Below are 16,741 nucleotides of genomic sequence, written 5' to 3'. Positions count from 1 at the left end.
GGCCTTTAAGAAATGCCGTTCTCAGAAGAGAGGGGTGAACCAGTAGAAGTATGTTGATTGACCCATTCACGAGCGGTATTCGAAATAGTAGACCAGTTGGGGATTTCGTCGCTGTGTTGGGAAATCCAATCGAAGCAGAACTGTGGATCGATATTGTGTTCCAAGCATTGAGATAAGAAAGACGAAATGGTCGCGTTATTACAATTTTGCCACGAGCCGCATGTTGAACTCCAAATCTCTTCCATCTTTTTTTGGACAAAATGAGGAGTTGTCGTATTCGTTGAAAAATTTTCTTTTGCCAACTGAATTCCTCCCTTTTCACTAAAAATGCCTCTTTAGAAGTATATCCAAAGAACAATTAACCATGCGGATCTTATCCCCTTCTCCATATAGATCTTTCCGTTATCATATAAAAGAAGTTTCGGAATGGCGTTTCGGAATGGTGTTGTATGTATTAGATAGCAAAAAGATTGCAACAAGATCTGATGCATTGATAAAAAACGGTTTGAAGATACAAGATTAGAGATTCTCCTTTTGACCTATACTAGAACTGATGTGTCTCTTCTTTAAGATTCAAATGATAAAGCGGGTGACGAACATTGTCTTGTCAATCAAGCGAAGAGTTAAATGAATTATTATTGGAAGCGAAACATTATACAAAATACGGTACGGTAGCTGATTATATTCCCGCTTTAAAAAAAGCGAATCCTCATGACTTATCAGTAGCTATATACTACCCCGACGGAACGTGCCTATCGGCAGGGGACATACAACAAAAAATGACATTGCAAAGCATTTCGAAAGTACTCACTCTTGCATTGGCACTGATGGATTGCGGGGAAGAATCCGTGTTTCATAAGGTCGGATATGAACCAACAGGAGATCCTTTCCATTCTATTTTAAAATTGGAAATAAACAACCCATCCAAACCTTTAAATCCGATGATTAATGCCGGGGCTTTAGCTGTGACTCATATGATTAAAGGAAAAAACATCGAAGAACGATTTCAACGCATTTTGCACTTTGTACATGAATTAACCGGAAATTCAAAAATTACTTATTCTCAGGAAGTGGCGAAATCGGAGTTTGAAACTTCTTTTATCAATCGTTCTCTTTGCTATTACATGAAGCAGGATGGAATTATCACAGAGGATGTGGAAGAACTGATCTGTCTTTATACGAAACAGTGCGCCATTGAATTGGACTGTTTTGACTTGGCTAGAATAGGGGTTGTTTTCGCGATGGACGGGGTAGAACCGATGACTGGCAAAAGACTCCTGCCGGCCGATATAGCGAGACTTTGCAAAACGTTTATGGTAACATGCGGTATGTATAACGCTTCCGGTGAATTTGCCTCTAAAGTAGGGATTCCGGCAAAAAGCGGGGTTTCGGGCGGAATTATGGGAGCGGTGCCTAATCGATTGGGAATCGGAGTATTCGGCCCGGCTTTAGATCATAAAGGAAACAGCATAGCGGGAGTGAAATTGTTGGAAATGCTGTCTAAGAAGTATTCTTGGAGTATGTTCTAACACTCTCCTATTCGCGTCATTTCGAGCAGATACTCAAAAAAGGAGAGAAACGGTCAAACAACCCGCTTTTCTTTTGTGATCGCAAAACGGCGAATTATTTAGAAGCAGCAACATTTCACCTGTGACTGTGATAAGTTTTTCGACCGAAAGATGGTTATAAATGAAATGAAAAGATAAAAGAAGGTTCGGTTCTTAAAGCAATTCCCCCTCTTCCGTCAAACAGAAGGAGAAAAAAGAAGAGGGGAAAACTCAAACGCAATGGTGGCGTTTTTATTTTTCTTCATGTTTGATAATTTGATATCCCCCGACAAATAGTATTACAACCGAGGCAATATACAACAAAGTCATAAGAGCAAAATACACGGTCATTCTCTCCTTTCCTCGAATTCCAATGATAAGGGCAACGAATGAAAGTTGAAAGGAGCAGCCATTCAAAGAAAAACGAAGAACTGCGCTATTGATTTGTAAATGTATGATTCCTTTTCTCACGTGTGGCTGTTATCCATCTAAAATTCGTTGCTTTGAATCGTTAAAGATCATCACCCATACTTAATAAGCAGGGGGACTTTTATTATTCCCGCTGTTTTTTGTTTTGAAAAACAATTAGTCAAAACATCTTGCTACTATTATTATATAAGACTTTCGTATTTTCACAATCACTATGTTGCAAAATCCATCAAATTGAAACAATTTTGTCGGTCTTCAGTTCCATTATGGGTAAAAGATTTGCCAGAAAAGATTCAAGCCGTTGACATTTTGAAATCATTTATTTCTGTCGAAACTCTTCCTGTTTGTTTACGATTTTCAGCCGATGGATTTTGTATTTACATTGGGGATGGCAAATAATAAACTTAATATAAAGAAAAGTCAGTATATTCCTAAAGAAAGAAGGTTTATCATGATGTGGCATGAAACGGAAGTGACGAAAAGATTATCGTTAAAGTATCCCATCATTCAAGCCGGGATGGCTGGCGGAATTACTACGCCTGAATTGGTTGCGGCTGTATCGAATGCAGGAGGTTTGGGGATGATCGGGGCCGGTTATATGACTCCGAAAGATTTGGAATCATCCATTCAAAAAGTAAAGGAGTGGACTGACCAACCATTTGGGGTGAATTTGTTCGTCCCTGAAAATCCGGTTGTTGTTCAAGAGGAAATAGAAAGAGCAAATCAATTGTTGGAACCCATTCGCCAAAAGTTGGGGATCGAAAAGAAAAAAGAAGATCCGATACTGAACAACTCCGCTTTTGAAGAACAGATTCAAATTGTTATAAAAAACAAAATTCCCGTCGCAAGCTTTACATTTGGCATTCCGCCGAGAAATGTGATCGAGCAATTAAAACAAAACGATATTGTGGTAATCGGAACGGCTACAACCGTAAACGAAGCCATACAAAATGAAGACGCCGGGATGGATATGATTGTCGTCCAAGGAAGTGAAGCGGGTGGACATAGAGGAAGTTTTGCGGAATCATTTGACCAAGCGATGATTGGAACCATAGCGTTAATACCGCAAGTATCCGATCGGGTGAAGATTCCGGTGATCGCGGCCGGCGGGATTATGGACGGGAGAGGTGTGCTGGCATCGCTAATATTAGGAGCGCAAGCCGTTCAGATGGGAACAGCTTTTGTGACCTGTAAGGAAAGCGGAGCTCATGAATTGCACAAAAAAGCAATTTTAAACAGCAGCGAAGAGCAAACAGCGATCACGTCGGCCTTCAGTGGCAAGCCGGCAAGAGGGGTGAACAATGAATTTATAAGGATGATGAAAAACTATGAGAGTGAATTGCCGCCGTATCCTATTCAAAATAACCTCACTCAAGACATCCGAAAAGAAGCTGCCAAACAAGGAAAAAGAGAATGGATGTCACTCTGGTGCGGACAAAATCCACGTCTTAGTCAACATGTAACGGCAGCAGAACTGATCCATTCGGTGGTCGATCAAGTAGAAAAAAGCCTTAAATCAATAGAGTTCCAAAAAGTAAACAGTGAAAAATAGTTTTCGTATTTTTTGTTTTCAAAGCATCTGGATTCAGTATGTGATGAAATAGGCCTGGTGGTGAAATTGGAGTTATTACGTTATGAAGCCGGTGGTTTGATTCGTTATATCCGAGATTATCATGACCACATTTTGCACAAGCTTGCCTCAAATCTTTCACCGCAAAGAGGATGACGAGAGAGCGGATGATGAAGCTTGTGCAACCTCAATGTAATGAAGGAAATATCTGCCCCAAGTCACGCACGGTTCGATGACTTTCTCTTTCCTGTATGCCATCCAATCCATTCTATATTTATTGAGTTGATTACCTTAACGTATCGATTCATTTTCGTCATCATGGAAGAATCGATCAATATTTATCAATCACAGTCTTCCCGACTAGGATATATCACGATACGACAAGGGATGAAATCTCTTGGACTGTTGATTTCTATCCTGTTTTTAAAAGTGTTTGAACGGACGAAACAATTATCCATTGCCATGGATTCCAGAGGCTACGGAGATGAAATTTTGTTTTTTGATCCATCTTATCGTTATTCCCCTGTCAATTGGTTTATCATCTTATTCATATTGGCAGGAATGGCCTTTATCTATGTACAGTTTGGAGGAATTTTATAATGCAGCCAATTCTTTTTGACATCGAAAATTTAACTCATTGTTATGCGGATGGCACCATCGCTTTAAGAAACCTCTCCATTACGGTTAAGCAGGGAAAGAAAATAGCCATATTAGGCAATAACGGAGCCGGGAAATCTACATTGCTGCTGCATTTGAATGGTATTCTGCAGCCGACAAACGGAACCATTCGTTTTAAAGGCAAAGAAGTGAAATATGATCGAAAATCGCTTCTTTCATTACGCAAGCATGTGGGAATTGTCTTTCGAGATCCGGATTCTCAATTGTTCTCGGCTAATGTCATTCAAGATATTGCTTTTGGCCCGCAAAATTTGGGTCTGCCAAAGGAAGAAGTGTCGCGAAAAGTGGAATGGGCCATGGAGCAGACAGAAACGACAGAATTTAGCGATAAGCCAACCCATTTTTTAAGCTTAGGACAAAAAAAACGCGTTGCCATAGCAGGGGTGCTCGCCATGGATCCTGAAATCATCATTCTGGATGAACCTACAGCAGGACTCGATTCTTATTTTTCAAAACAAATCATGAAGGTATTAGATCACATCCAAAAACAGGGAAAAACCATAATTTTATCTACCCATGATGTGAATCTAGCTTACCAGTGGGCTGATGAAATTATCATCATGCATGATGGAGAAAGCTTGTGTTATGGCGATCCGGTCACCGTATTTGAACAAGCTCATTTGATTAGAAAAGCTCATTTAGATGCACCATGGGTTATGGAAACCTTCCAATTTCTCGTACAAGAAAAATTTTTTTCTGCAAATGAAGCGATCCCTCAAATCAAAGAAGAATTGTTTCAAAAGATTAGCTCTATAAAAAGTTGGAATTCAGGCAAAATTTCCGGATGAAAAGACTCACGCCCTTTATACGGGATTAGTCAGAATCAAATGAATGGCTTTACGTTTACTTTGAATAGTTCTGTGAAGAATCCAGAGTAAAAAAATTCAGAGACGAGGGGAAGATCGGGAGACGTTTTCAATTATGTTGAAATAGGATAAAACATCATTGTCCCTAGTGCGGGAAAGAAACGAAGTGTGTTTATAACTATTGATGACAGATCGCAAAACGTCTCAAGTTGGTTTAGAATATCGATCAAAAAAGGTCGATATGTTTGTACAAGCGATAATGGTTCCCGGAAACAATCTCGATTATGCTAGATACCATATCAACGAACATCGATTGAGCGGAATACGGTTGATCATTTGATCCAAAGCAAGTTAAACCACTGCCACTTTTTATGAGTATAAATGAAAGAAGGTATCAAACCATCATGATTAATGAGAAGGCGCAACAACCGTCAGAAATTCTAACGAAGAAAGGCTTCGTATGAAATAGGTGTTCATATTGGACAAAGGAGTCGACAGACATCATTTATCTTGCAAGAAAAAGAAACTTCCATTTCCTCAAAAATATTGAAGACGAATCAAAATCCTTCTCATAAAGTGCTTCTACCGGTTCATTCTCCTGGTCAGTTTATTAAAACAAGACCTTAACAATCTGTAAACTTATGCACCCGTATAATATCCTTTCGCAATGTGCTTATATGTTCCAACCTTATTTTACCGTTTTAGAAAGAAATTGATCTATTAAAGGATTTTAACGGGAAAATCAAGATTTTCCATGCTTGTTTAGATAAGTATCAAATAATGACGAATACAAGGTGAAACGTACCACAATTTACTGAATAAGTGTGGTAAAATGAACTTGATAAATGAGGATCATTTGTAGATGGCCAACACTTTTCATCTTTCGAGTGAAGTGTCTATTTATTCATTGGGATTGTTTTTTCCAATGGAATCAACGTGAACTACCCTCCACTTACCACCCTTGCGGGTCGCTTGAAGTGGGGGCTTCTCGGGTAATCCTATCTAACGATAAGAAATTGACCGAGCTTACCCTCTCGTTCCGAAAGTTATTATTCTTTATGCTAATATGCGTAATCCTTCATTTTTGATATTGATTGCTGAATTGTGATCACGATCTAATACAAAACCGCAAGAACATTCATATACACGTTTAGATAATGGCATTTCTTTTTCCTTGCCACAACAAGAACATTTCTTAGTAGAAGGGAACCACTTATCGATTTTTACAAGTTGTTTCCCTTGTTCTTTTAGCTTGTATTCTAAGAAAGTAGTGAACATACCCCAGCCATTATCATGAACACTTTTTCCAAAATTGAGGGCTTGAGACATTCCTTTCATGTCTAAGTCCTCAATGATAACTGCGTCATAGGTTGATGCTAATTCTTTTGATTTATGGTGAAGAAAATTCTTGCGTTGATTGGCAATTTTCTCTTGTAACTTTGCTACTTTCAAACGTTGTTTTTCCCAACGTGCAGAACCTTTTTTTCTGCGAGAAAGAATTCGTTGTGCTTTTGCCAGTTTGTCTAATGCTTGTCGATAGTACCGTGGGTAATTGGCTTTCTCACCCTGTTCACTCTCGACATATAGACCGTCCATAGCAAAATCTAAGCCAACTACTTTTTGAATCTTTACTGACTGAATATCTTTCTCGTATTCTGTCAAAATCGAAATATAATATTTACCTGTCTTTGTTTTAGAAATAGTACAAGATTTGATTTTATAATCAGCAGGTATTTCTCTATGTCGGTTCATTTTCATTGGCTTTTTGATTTTTGGTAGTTTGATATGACCATTTTCTAGCTTAATATTGCCGTTGACCATATTGGTTGTGTAAGATTGTTTATTTTTCTTGCTTTTGAATTTAGGAAACTCCGCACGACCTTCAAAAAAGTTCTTATAAGCATTTTGCAAATTGATCTGTGCGTTTGCTAAAGCTAAAGAATCCACTTCTTTTAGGAATGGAAATTCATCTTTGTATTTCGCTGGTGTCGGGAATGCTTGTTGTTTAAGCGTTTCTTTATCGTTTTTGAATTTCTCATACGTTTCCTTACGTTCTTCCAGCATCTTATTGTAGACAAAGCGAACACAACCAAATGTTTTGGCTAATTGGATTTTCTGTTCTTTATTCGGATACAAACGAAATTTGAAGGCTTTGTTTTGTTTGGCCATATCAAATCACCTCACTTCTGACCTTGATTTTCAATGTATTTTTTTATGACTTCTATTGGTGCACCGCCTGTTGTAAGCAGGCAAAAGCTTCTTGACCAAAACATCTCTTTCCATAGTCTTTTTCGGATATGAGGAAAGTTTTTCTTTATCAGTCGAGAACTTGCACTCTTATAAGTATTGATGAACTTCGATAATTCAGAATTAGGATGTGCTTTGAATAGGATGTGGATATGATCCTTATCATGATTCCACTCTGTCAAAGTAATGTTGTATTTTTTTCCGATCTCAATGAACATATCTTTTGCAAAATCAGATATTTTATCGGTGAACACTTCTCTGCGATACTTTACAACTAATACAAGATGATAATGTAATAGGAACACTGAATGATTATTACTATCCAATTTCATTGATATATCAATCCTTTTTTATATATAAGACTGATTATATCAAAACCTTTGGCTAAAGCCAACCGAAATTCATCTCCCACCTACTCATTGGGCTACGCCCTGCACATTCCTTGAGGATGGGAGACTTCTTTCGGAAATCCGTTAAAGGGGAAACTCGTATATAATGAATTAAGTAGACATTTAAAGAAATAAATTTGATAAACAGAATTATGGCTTAAAGGAGTCTTCGGTATGGGACATCATCACAGTCACGGAAGTCATTCACATGCACATCATGCAAATCGAAAAGCATTGCTATATAGCTTTTTTCTGATTTTCTCTTTTCTCATTGTGGAACTGATCGGTGGAATCATGACGAATAGTCTTGCGTTGCTATCTGATACAGGACACATGTTAAGTGATGCAGCGGCATTAGGTTTCAGCTTGTTAGCTTTGAAAATAGGGGAAAAGCAAGCAAATGAAACGAAAACGTACGGATATAAACGATTTGAAATTTTAGCTGCATTGTTGAATGGACTGACACTATTATTTATTTCGGTCTTGATTTTCTATGAAGCATACCATCGTTTTTATTATCCACCTAAAGTAATGAGTTCGGGAATGTTGACAGTCGCAGGAATCGGGCTGATCGTCAATATTTTAGCTGCATGGATTTTGATGAAAGGGGATAAGAACGACAACCTAAACATAAGAAGCGCCTTTTTACACGTGCTGGGCGATTTGCTTGGATCCATCGGGGCCATTGTTGCCGGCTTGCTGATATGGCTTTTTGGTTGGAATATTGCCGATCCGATAGCCAGTGCATTGGTTTCTGTTTTAATTATGATCAGTGGTTGGCGCATAGTGAAGGACTCTATCCACATTTTGATGGAAGGAAGACCATCGAATATTGATTTGCAAGAAGTAAAAAATCAATTATTGTCTTTGGCGGGAGTCACCAATGTTCATGATTTACATGTATGGTCCATTACTTCAGATTTTCCTGCTTTAAGCTGTCATCTTGTCGTCCGTCCTCAAATTGATCGGGATCAATTATTATATGAGGCAAGAGAGAAGCTGCAGAAGCAGTTTGGCATTCATCATACCACTATACAAATAGAAGAAACGAAAAAATGTACGGAAGCAGATATTTGCAATTAATCTCCCTTTAAACGAGGGAGATTTTTCATTTTATTTTTACAGCAACAATTATAGTCGTAAAAAGATCAAATATACGGCTAGAATACGACTTTTTTTATGGCTATTAAGACATTTGAAGCGATACTATACTATATCATCCTATTTTTATTTGCTTATATAAGCATATTGTTATATTATGATATATGAATGGAGGAGTGGTAAAATGAATCGAGTGGTTACGAATATAGACGACGTCGCGACAATATTAAAGTTATTAGGCGATAAAACTAGACTTACCATGATGGCATTATTAGACAATAAAAATTGTTGCGTATGTGAGTTGGTTGAATTTTTTCAGATGAGTCAACCCGCCATTAGCCAACATCTCAGGAAGTTAAAAGATGCAGGTTTACTAAATGAAACCAAAAAAGCCCAATGGGTTTTTTATTCTGTCAATAAGGAACATGAAATGTATTCGCTCATTCAAGATATATTGGCTCATGTTCCTGACCAGCAAGAAAAATTAAAAGAACTTGAAGAAAAAGGCACAAGAATTTTATGTGAATAACGATAGAGGTGATTTTTTGTTTTCCGTCCTACTAGCATCATTGATTTTCCTTGCAACTTTAATACTTGTGATTTGGCAACCCAAAAACTTATCTATTGGCTGGTCTGCATGCGGGGGCGCTCTGCTTTCTATTATGGTAGGTGTAGTAGATTTTCAAGATGTCCTAACTGTGACAGGAATTGTGTGGAATGCGACTCTTGCTTTTATTTTTATTATGTAACCATCTATTGAATCAGGATATCCTCCATGCGGATGAGACCACCTTACAGGTTCTTTCAGAACCTGACCGACGAGCGACTTCCAAATCATTTATGTGGCTTTATCGGACAGGACGAATGGGGCCTCCAATTGTTTTGTATGACTACCAGCGAACCCGTGCATCCAAGCATCCTTTACGATTTTTGGAAGGTTTCCGTGGATATTTACATGTGGACGGGTATGCCGGTTATAACGGAATCCCTGATGTCAGTCTGGTCGGTTGTTGGGCTCATGCCAGACGTAAATTCACAGAAGCTTTGCAGGCTCTTCCTGAATCGGCTAAAACTACTCACGTAAAAGCCAAAGAAGGTCTTGCATTCTGTAACCAACTTTTCTCGATAGAACGGGATTTAAAGGATGTTAGTCCTGAAGAACGTTATAAGAAACGTTTAGAACGCAGCCAACCGGTATTGGAGGCTTTTTTGGCATGGCTTCATGAACAATCCCCAAGAGTGTTGCCAAAAAGTGCACTTGGGCAAGCCATTAAATATTGTCGTAATCAATGGGACCGTTTAGTAGCTTTTTTAGAGGATGGTCGTTTAGAGATTGATAACAACCGCGCAGAACGATCCATTAAACCGTTTGTAATCGGGAGGAAAAACTGGCTGTTTAGCAATACCATAAAGGGAGCTAAATCCAGCGCAATCATTTATAGCATTGTGGAGACTGCGAAGGAAAACGGATTAAACCCATTCAATTATCTTAAATATTTATTTGAACAGCTTCCAAATATTAATCTGACTGACAAAGAAAAATTAGATCAACTCCTTCCTTGGTCCACAACAATTCCAGAAGAATGTCGTGTTCCTAATAAAGCTAAATAAATCATAACAATAGTCCACATCTAAAGGTAGGTGTGGACTATTTTACGCTTACTTTATTATTATCATATCAATGATTTTAGATGAAATTGGATTTTTTGAATGGGCAGCATTACATATGGCAAAAGCGGCAAAAGGAAACGGAGTAAAGATGTTTATCTTTGTTTCTATTTTAGGAGCCATAGTAGCCGCCTTTTTTGCGAATGATGGGGCAGCCCTCATTTTAACTCCCATTGTTCTTGCCATGGTACGAGCTTTACAATTTGATGAAAAGAAAGTACTGCCTTTTATTCTGGCAAGTGGTTTTATCGCAGATACAACCTCATTACCGTTTGTGGTTAGTAACCTAGTAAACATTGTTTCCGCCGATTATTTTCATATTAAGTTTGTTGAGTATGCAACGCGCATGATCATTCCTACCGTTTTCTCGTTTGGAGCCAGTATTTTGGTTTTATATTTGTATTTTCAAAAAAATATACCAAAACAATATGATGTGTCTCATTTAAAGAAACCAATTGAAGCCATTAAGGATCAAAAAATGTTTAAGATAGCTTGGGGTGTATTAAGTTTTTTATTAGTAGGCTATTTTATCAGTGAATTTACTAAAATTCCTGTGTCTATCATTGCGGGAGTGGTCGCACTTGTTTTCTTGTCCATTGGTAGAAGAACCCCAGCTGTTCACGTTAAACAAATACTAAAAGGTGCACCATGGGAAATTGTCTTTTTCTCTATTGGTATGTATGTCGTCGTCTACGGATTAAGAAACGTAGGATTGACGAATGTATTATCTGATGTGATTCAAGCCGCGGCAAATAAAGGTTTACTTGTAGGAACCATTTCAATGGGGTTTATCGCAGCGATTCTTTCATCGATTATGAATAACATGCCGACCGTAATGATTGATGCTTTAGCCATAGCTAATACAAACACAACCGGAATCATTCGTGAAGGACTCATTTATGCGAATGTGATTGGTTCTGATTTAGGGCCTAAAATTACCCCAATCGGTTCTTTGGCCACCCTCCTTTGGCTGCATGTATTATCGACGAAAGGAGTCAAAATTACTTGGGGAACCTACTTTAAAAACGGGATTATTTTAACCGTACCAACCATACTCATGTAAGCGTAAAATAATCCCCACCTTTTAATGATAGGGATTAAATACTATTATTGTGATAAGTTATTAAAAACCCGACAATTCAAAGGAATTGTTTTGGACCAAGGAAGTAGTTGATCAAGCTCATCCATATTGCTTATATCCATATTGGGAAGCCTTTCAAATAAGTAGCGAAGATAATAAAATGGATTTAATTTATTCTCTTTTGCTGTCTCCACAATACTGTAAATGATTGAGCTGGCCTTAGCTCCTTTCGGAGTATTGCTAAAAATCCAGTTCTTCCTACCGATCACAAATGGTTTAATGGATCGTTCACTTCGATTATTATCGATTTCTAAACGTCCATCCTCTAAAAATGCCACGAGTTTTTCCCATTGGTTGAGGCAGTATGTAATGGCTTGACCTAATAGACTCTTTGGTAAAACATTGCTTTTCTCTGTTTTTAGCCATGCTGAAAAAGCCTCCAACAATGGTTGGCTGTGTTTAAGTCGTTTTTTATATCGTTCTTCTGGTGTACATTCTTTCAAATCACGCTCGATGGCAAATAGCTGATTACAGAAATTGAGTCCTTCCCGAACTGTGACTGCTGAATGACGTTTGGATTCAGGAAGTACGTTTAAAGCCTCATCGAACTTTCTGCGGGCATGAGCCCAACATCCAACTAATGTTACGCCGGATACCTTATGGTATCCTGCATATCCATCGACATGCAGGTATCCTTTAAACCCTTTTAGGAATTCTTTGGCATGTTCTCCTGCTCTAGTTTCCTGATAGTCATAAAGGACAAGTGGTGGATCCTCTCTTCCAGTCCGATAAAGCCACATGTAAGATTTCGATGTACTTGACCTTCCAGGTTCATGTAAAACCTGAACAGTTGTTTCATCCGCATGTAGAATGTCTTTAGAGAGGAGATGCTCTTTCATTCGTTGATAAATTGGCGCAAGCCATTTTTCGGCACCATAAAGCATCCAATTGGCCATGGTTTGCCTGGATAAGATCACACCTAATCGTTTGAACTGTTGTTCTTGGCGATATAGAGGTAGCCCCTCTACATATTTTTGATTCATAATATATGCCATGCTTGACGGTGAAGCTAAACTTTTTGGATACACAGATTTTGGGGCAGGTGCTGTAACGATTGGTGTCTCTATTTCATTACGCTCACAATGACGGCATCCATAGACATATCGAACGTGTTTTAAAACTTTGACTTGAGCCGGAATAATCACTAATTCTTGTCGTACTTCTGTGCTCATTTCGTGTGTTTTTTCACCGCAACACGAACAGACCTGCTCTTCTTCGGGTAAACGATATTCAATCGTTTCCATAGGCAGGTTTTCAAACGTAGCTTGACGTTGACCACGTTTCTTTTTACGACGATATGTAATTGTTTCAACAGTTGGCTCTTCGGCTTTTACATTAGACTCTACCTCTGCTTCATTGAATAAAGGTAGTTCTAATTGATTAGGATTTGTTTTTTCGCTTGAAGAGCCAAATTTTCGTTTTTGACTAAGACGATACTGTTCTTCATACCATCGTAATTTCGCCGTCAATTCAACGATTTGCTGTTGAAGTTTTTCAATTAATTCAAATGGGTTTTGGGTAGGATTCTTTAAATTTTTCATCATGTAGTAATAATTCGACGGTTTTAGCTATTTTCCTCCAAGGTTTTTGTTAAAAGTAAAAAATTCATATAACTGTTCTAGCCTTTACTTCTGGGTGTGCTTTCTTTTGCTCCATTGCAAGACCATCCAATAACCAGCGTAATTGCCGATAACTAATTTGTATCGTTCCAGTGTCATTTTCATTTGGCCATTGAAATTTTCCTTTTTCCAATCGACGATAATAAAGCCAAAAACCATTATAGTCCCAGTGAAGAATTTTTAATTTATCTCGCTTTCGATTACAGAACACAAAATAGCTTGATGAAAAGGGATCTAAATCAAATCCCTCTTTCACCAAAGCAGCTAATCCATCAATGGATTTTCTCAAATCAGTACTTCCTTTTGCCAAGTAAACTCGTTCAGCTCTTGTACCAACTAACATGTTGATTTCAACGTCCTAACCACTTCTGAAAGAAAGGCCGGATCGAAACCAGGTTTTACTTCAATTGAAATCCCACTAATTTCAATCCGTAATGAATTTTCAACTGTTTGTGAATGATCTTCTAGGGTAACGGATGCCCATTTTGTAGACTTTCCTTGATTTTTTATTGGATTTTCAATTTTTCTTAACCAGTATTTAAACTGGTGAATACTCCATTGATTTTCCTTGCACCAGTTTACTTGAGTTTGACCGCTTTTACGATAGTCAGCGATTCGTTGTTCCCAAACCTTTCGTAATTCAGGATTCTTAGGCATAAAAAAACCTCCTTCAATTTCATCTTGAGGAGATTATCTCATGAAATTAGCACATCAAGAAGGTGTCCAAGATTTGACGCTTACGACGAAAGGAGTCAAAATTACTTGGGGAACCTACTTTAAAAACGGGATTATTTTAACCGTACCAACCATACTCATTACACTGATTGGACTTTATTTATGGTTGCTTATCATCTAATAAAGGAGCATGTGAAAATGAAGAAGAAAACCATTTACTTTTTATGCACCGGAAACTCTTGCCGCAGTCAGATGGCAGAAGGTTGGGCCAAAAAATATCTTGGTGATGAGTGGGAAATATATAGTGCCGGCATTGAGGCCCACGGATTAAATCCGAATGCAGTAAAAGCCATGAAAGAAGTGGGGATTGACATTGCGAACCAAACATCAGATGTCATTGATCCTGACTTGTTAAACAATGCGGATATGGTGGTAACATTATGCGGGCATGCTGCTGATAACTGTCCAGTAACACCGCCACATGTGAAGCGCGTACACTGGGGATTTGACGATCCTGCAAAAGCGGAAGGGACAGAAGAAGAAAATTGGGCTGTATTCCAGCGTGTTCGCGATGAGATCGGGGAAAGAATTAAGCGATTTGCAGAGACGGGTGAATAAAAGTATTATTGTCTATACAGAAAAATCAATATTATTAACATCAATTTATAGCCGTCACTTGCAGCCGAGAGAGTGTTCTCTCGGCTACTATTCTACAGTAAGGAAGGTATATTGTGTGAAAAAGATCAACCAAGCAATGTGTGAACCTACGAGTAAATGGGTTCAAAACATCAATCTTCATTAACAAAAACCGCGATGAAGTGAAAAAGGGACAACAAGACAGTCTTAAGGAACTTGGAAGTTCACAAATCTTATCCCGACTAAATTCACACATGGGTCTGAAAGGAGTAGCACTAATGAAATACACACTAGTTGAAAGAGATCATTTTCAAGTACTATAGATGAGCAAATTCGCTAACATAAATTTACAACCAAACAAAAAAAGAGACATGAACCCGATTCCTTGATTAGAATAGATGTGTCACCAAAACTATTCACAAGGAGGTTCATGTCTCATGAATAGATTAGCACATCATCAAGGAATCCACAAGTTTTTCACGATGTTGGGGTTGGCACTTTATTTTTCAAAACCTGTCATGAAGCATCTCGTTCATATCGTGGATGCGCTGACCACCAAAGGATTTGCGGGAACATTGACCGATCTTCATCATTGGAGCTTTCATCCGAACCACCGCACGACACTCAGCCATTTTTTCACGAAAAGCCCTTGGGATGAAGAGACGCTGCTTCGCAAACTTCAACAGTGGATGCTTCGTCGTGTCGAACGCATCGCCAAACAGGAGAATCAACCCCTTTTTGTTTCGATCGATGATACGATTTGCCAAAAAACCAAGCCTTCGTCACAGGCAACGCACGCCATTCAAGGGTGTGATTGGCACTATTCTCACACAGAGAAAAAGTCGATCTGGGGACATTCTCTCGTTTGGCTCATGGTTCATACGATGACCCAGGCTTTTCCCTTTGCGTTCCGCCTCTACGACAAGGCGGCTGGGAAAAGCAAGGGGGAACTCGCGATCGAGATGCTTTCTTCTTTGGATGTACACCGTCCTGTTTATGTGCTGATGGACTCTTGGTATCCATCGCAAACGCTCGTGGAAGCTTGTCTGAAAAAGGGATTCCACGTAATCGCAATGCTCAAGGCCAATCGGCTTCTTTATCCAAAAGGCATTGCGGTTCAGGTGAGGGAGTTTGCCCGCTACATCGAACCGAAAGACACTCACCTCGTCACGGTGGGAGAAGAGCGTTATCGGGTTTATCGCTACGAAGGCTCTCTCAAAGGTCTCGATGATGCCGTGGTGCTGCTCGCTTGGAAAGCCGATCAGCCGATGACATCGGAACATCTTCACTGCGTCTTGAGCACCGACCGGGATCTAAGCGATGAAGAGATCTTGCGCTACTATGCCCAGCGTTGGTCGATCGAATGTTTTTTCCGTCAAGCGAAAGACCAGCTGAAACTCGATGGATACCGCGTTCGCGGACGTCGGGCGGTGAAACGCTACTGGATCTTGGTGCAGCTTGCTTACGTGTACAGCATGTTCGAGTCGAACAGCGATTTTTCTGATGGGCTCGATCTTCTGCGCAAGAGAAAAGGACATAGCCTCGTGGAGTTCATTTACCGTGCAGCGAAACAAAATATTCCCATTGATACCGTGAAAAAACAGCTCCACGTGGCATAAGGGGTACCCTGTTTGTCTCTTTTACATGGTAATTATTGTAATTAAAATTGCTCAACTACAGTTCAAGTAGTTGGAATCAAGAGAGAAATTTCATTCGCCAATAATGAGAATATTGTGATCATTCCAAAATTATGGGATCAATGGAAGAAGGATGGGACAGTTGATTTATTATTTAAGTTGAACAATGGTGAAATAAAAGGTGTATTAGGTGTATGTGCCGCTAACAGTCACACTCAATCGAAGCAAGTAATGGATTATTGGGTAGCAACTGAATATGATGGCAAAACACCTGACGGACTATGTAATTTGAAAATACCTGCATCAAAATGGGCTGTATTTGAAGTTCACGGACCGATGCCTGAAGCTATTCAGAAAGCGTGGGTACAAATTTTTTCAGAATGGTTCCCATCTAGTGGCTATAAGCACGCAGGAACACCAGCGTTAGAAGTGTATACAAATGAAGATCCCGCCAGCCCTGATTTTTATTCGGAAATTTGGGTGCCAGTCAATTGACCTGCTCGTCATTTTCTGCCCTGCCAACTGTCGCTAGTCTTCAAGTTTTTGAACACTCCCTATAGCCAAAAAAGCCGTTGTGAACTTCAGTGACTTTTTTGGC

Annotated in this window: 15 protein-coding genes and 4 pseudogenes; 13 read left to right on the top strand and 6 right to left on the bottom strand. The window is 39.0% G+C overall.

The features are described from left to right. Positions 1-5: 5 nt before the first annotated feature. Positions 6-302, bottom strand: a complete 297-nt coding sequence (locus N1I87_RS10090) for a hypothetical protein (protein WP_341101547.1) — start codon at positions 300-302, stop codon at positions 6-8. A gap of 297 nt (positions 303-599) precedes the next feature. On the opposite strand from N1I87_RS10090, the gene glsA reads away from it, so the two are divergent. From glsA to N1I87_RS10070, 4 genes are all read left to right on the top strand, one after another. Next, positions 600-1,529, top strand: coding sequence for a glutaminase A (gene glsA / locus N1I87_RS10085; RefSeq protein ID WP_341101546.1), 930 nt, complete (start codon positions 600-602; stop codon positions 1,527-1,529). A gap of 901 nt (positions 1,530-2,430) precedes the next feature. Further along, a complete protein-coding gene (locus N1I87_RS10080) occupies positions 2,431-3,528 on the top strand; it encodes an NAD(P)H-dependent flavin oxidoreductase (RefSeq protein ID WP_341103353.1) in 1,098 nt (365 codons plus the stop codon). Positions 3,529-3,723: 195 nt separating this feature from the next. Next, positions 3,724-4,146: an energy-coupling factor transporter transmembrane component T family protein gene (locus N1I87_RS10075; protein ID WP_341101545.1), complete on the top strand. Its 423-nt coding sequence runs from the start codon at positions 3,724-3,726 to the stop codon at positions 4,144-4,146. Further along, positions 4,146-5,012, top strand: coding sequence for an energy-coupling factor ABC transporter ATP-binding protein (locus N1I87_RS10070; RefSeq protein ID WP_341101544.1), 867 nt, complete (start codon positions 4,146-4,148; stop codon positions 5,010-5,012). Before N1I87_RS10075 ends, N1I87_RS10070 begins: the two co-directional genes overlap by 1 nt. 1,074 nt (positions 5,013-6,086) lie before the next feature. Here N1I87_RS10070 and N1I87_RS10065 read toward each other — a convergent pair. Together N1I87_RS10065 and tnpA (N1I87_RS10060) are read right to left on the bottom strand one after the other, a co-directional pair. Then, positions 6,087-7,199 carry an RNA-guided endonuclease InsQ/TnpB family protein gene (locus N1I87_RS10065; protein WP_003353586.1) on the bottom strand — a complete coding sequence of 371 codons (1,113 nt, stop codon included), beginning with the start codon at positions 7,197-7,199 and terminating at the stop codon, positions 6,087-6,089. An 11-nt stretch (positions 7,200-7,210) separates the two neighbouring features. Continuing rightward, positions 7,211-7,609, bottom strand: a complete 399-nt coding sequence (tnpA, locus tag N1I87_RS10060; protein ID WP_003352529.1) for an IS200/IS605 family transposase — start codon at positions 7,607-7,609, stop codon at positions 7,211-7,213. Between the two features lie 231 nt (positions 7,610-7,840). On the opposite strand from tnpA (N1I87_RS10060), the gene N1I87_RS10055 reads away from it, so the two are divergent. From N1I87_RS10055 to N1I87_RS10035, 5 genes and pseudogenes are all read left to right on the top strand, one after another. After that, a complete protein-coding gene (locus tag N1I87_RS10055) occupies positions 7,841-8,749 on the top strand; it encodes a cation diffusion facilitator family transporter (RefSeq protein WP_341101542.1) in 909 nt (302 codons plus the stop codon). Positions 8,750-8,951: 202 nt separating this feature from the next. Then, the gene (locus N1I87_RS10050; RefSeq protein WP_003352816.1) at positions 8,952-9,296 is read left to right on the top strand and encodes an ArsR/SmtB family transcription factor; all 345 of its coding nucleotides are present in this window, start codon (positions 8,952-8,954) and stop codon (positions 9,294-9,296) included. Positions 9,297-9,312: 16 nt separating this feature from the next. Beyond that, positions 9,313-9,513, top strand: a pseudogene (locus N1I87_RS10045) (ArsB/NhaD family transporter); the annotation flags it as partial. Between the two features lies 1 nt (position 9,514). Beyond that, positions 9,515-10,378 (top strand): annotated as a pseudogene (gene tnpC / locus N1I87_RS10040) (IS66 family transposase); the annotation flags it as partial. Positions 10,379-10,433: 55 nt separating this feature from the next. Next, a pseudogene (locus N1I87_RS10035) lies at positions 10,434-11,498 on the top strand (arsenic transporter); the annotation flags it as partial. A gap of 44 nt (positions 11,499-11,542) precedes the next feature. Here N1I87_RS10035 and tnpC (N1I87_RS10030) read toward each other — a convergent pair. From tnpC (N1I87_RS10030) to tnpA (N1I87_RS10020), 3 genes are all read right to left on the bottom strand, one after another. After that, entirely contained in the window at positions 11,543-13,120 is a 1,578-nt protein-coding gene (tnpC, locus tag N1I87_RS10030) for an IS66 family transposase (RefSeq protein ID WP_048623352.1), read from the bottom strand. 61 nt (positions 13,121-13,181) lie between these two features. Further along, entirely contained in the window at positions 13,182-13,538 is a 357-nt protein-coding gene (gene tnpB, locus N1I87_RS10025) for an IS66 family insertion sequence element accessory protein TnpB (RefSeq protein WP_003352857.1), read from the bottom strand. Next, positions 13,532-13,852: an IS66 family insertion sequence element accessory protein TnpA gene (gene tnpA / locus N1I87_RS10020; protein WP_003352856.1), complete on the bottom strand. Its 321-nt coding sequence runs from the start codon at positions 13,850-13,852 to the stop codon at positions 13,532-13,534. Before tnpA (N1I87_RS10020) ends, tnpB begins: the two co-directional genes overlap by 7 nt. Before the next feature lie 79 nt (positions 13,853-13,931). Here tnpA (N1I87_RS10020) and N1I87_RS10015 point away from each other — a divergent pair. From N1I87_RS10015 to N1I87_RS10000, 4 genes and pseudogenes are all read left to right on the top strand, one after another. Then, a pseudogene (locus tag N1I87_RS10015) lies at positions 13,932-14,051 on the top strand (ArsB/NhaD family transporter); the annotation flags it as partial. Between the two features lie 17 nt (positions 14,052-14,068). Continuing rightward, positions 14,069-14,488 carry an arsenate reductase (thioredoxin) gene (gene arsC / locus N1I87_RS10010; protein WP_340396979.1) on the top strand — a complete coding sequence of 140 codons (420 nt, stop codon included), beginning with the start codon at positions 14,069-14,071 and terminating at the stop codon, positions 14,486-14,488. Positions 14,489-14,943: 455 nt separating this feature from the next. Next, a complete protein-coding gene (locus N1I87_RS10005) occupies positions 14,944-16,125 on the top strand; it encodes an IS701 family transposase (protein WP_040037972.1) in 1,182 nt (393 codons plus the stop codon). Between the two features lie 75 nt (positions 16,126-16,200). After that, positions 16,201-16,638: a GyrI-like domain-containing protein gene (locus tag N1I87_RS10000; RefSeq protein ID WP_341103351.1), complete on the top strand. Its 438-nt coding sequence runs from the start codon at positions 16,201-16,203 to the stop codon at positions 16,636-16,638. The last annotated feature ends 103 nt before the right edge of the window (positions 16,639-16,741 follow it).

This window comes from Bacillus sp. FSL W8-0102 (genome assembly GCF_038007225.1).
GTDB classification, from domain to species: Bacteria; Bacillota; Bacilli; order Bacillales; family DSM-4216; genus Bacillus_O; species Bacillus_O smithii.
This window is presented reverse-complemented; position numbering and strand designations above follow the sequence as displayed.

Bases quoted from the DNA above. Each gene is read 5' to 3' on its own strand.
- N1I87_RS10080 (WP_341103353.1), top strand. From the start codon at position 2,431: ATGTGGCATGAAACGGAAGTGACGAAAAGATTATCGTTAAAGTATCCC.
- N1I87_RS10070 (WP_341101544.1), top strand. From the start codon at position 4,146: ATGCAGCCAATTCTTTTTGACATCGAAAATTTAACTCATTGTTATGCG.
- N1I87_RS10065 (WP_003353586.1), bottom strand. From the start codon at position 7,199: ATGGCCAAACAAAACAAAGCCTTCAAATTTCGTTTGTATCCGAATAAA.
- tnpA (WP_003352529.1), bottom strand. From the start codon at position 7,609: ATGAAATTGGATAGTAATAATCATTCAGTGTTCCTATTACATTATCAT.
- N1I87_RS10055 (WP_341101542.1), top strand. From the start codon at position 7,841: ATGGGACATCATCACAGTCACGGAAGTCATTCACATGCACATCATGCA.
- N1I87_RS10050 (WP_003352816.1), top strand. From the start codon at position 8,952: ATGAATCGAGTGGTTACGAATATAGACGACGTCGCGACAATATTAAAG.
- tnpC (WP_048623352.1), bottom strand. From the start codon at position 13,120: ATGATGAAAAATTTAAAGAATCCTACCCAAAACCCATTTGAATTAATT.
- tnpB (WP_003352857.1), bottom strand. From the start codon at position 13,538: ATGTTAGTTGGTACAAGAGCTGAACGAGTTTACTTGGCAAAAGGAAGT.
- tnpA (WP_003352856.1), bottom strand. From the start codon at position 13,852: ATGCCTAAGAATCCTGAATTACGAAAGGTTTGGGAACAACGAATCGCT.
- arsC (WP_340396979.1), top strand. From the start codon at position 14,069: ATGAAGAAGAAAACCATTTACTTTTTATGCACCGGAAACTCTTGCCGC.
- N1I87_RS10005 (WP_040037972.1), top strand. From the start codon at position 14,944: ATGAATAGATTAGCACATCATCAAGGAATCCACAAGTTTTTCACGATG.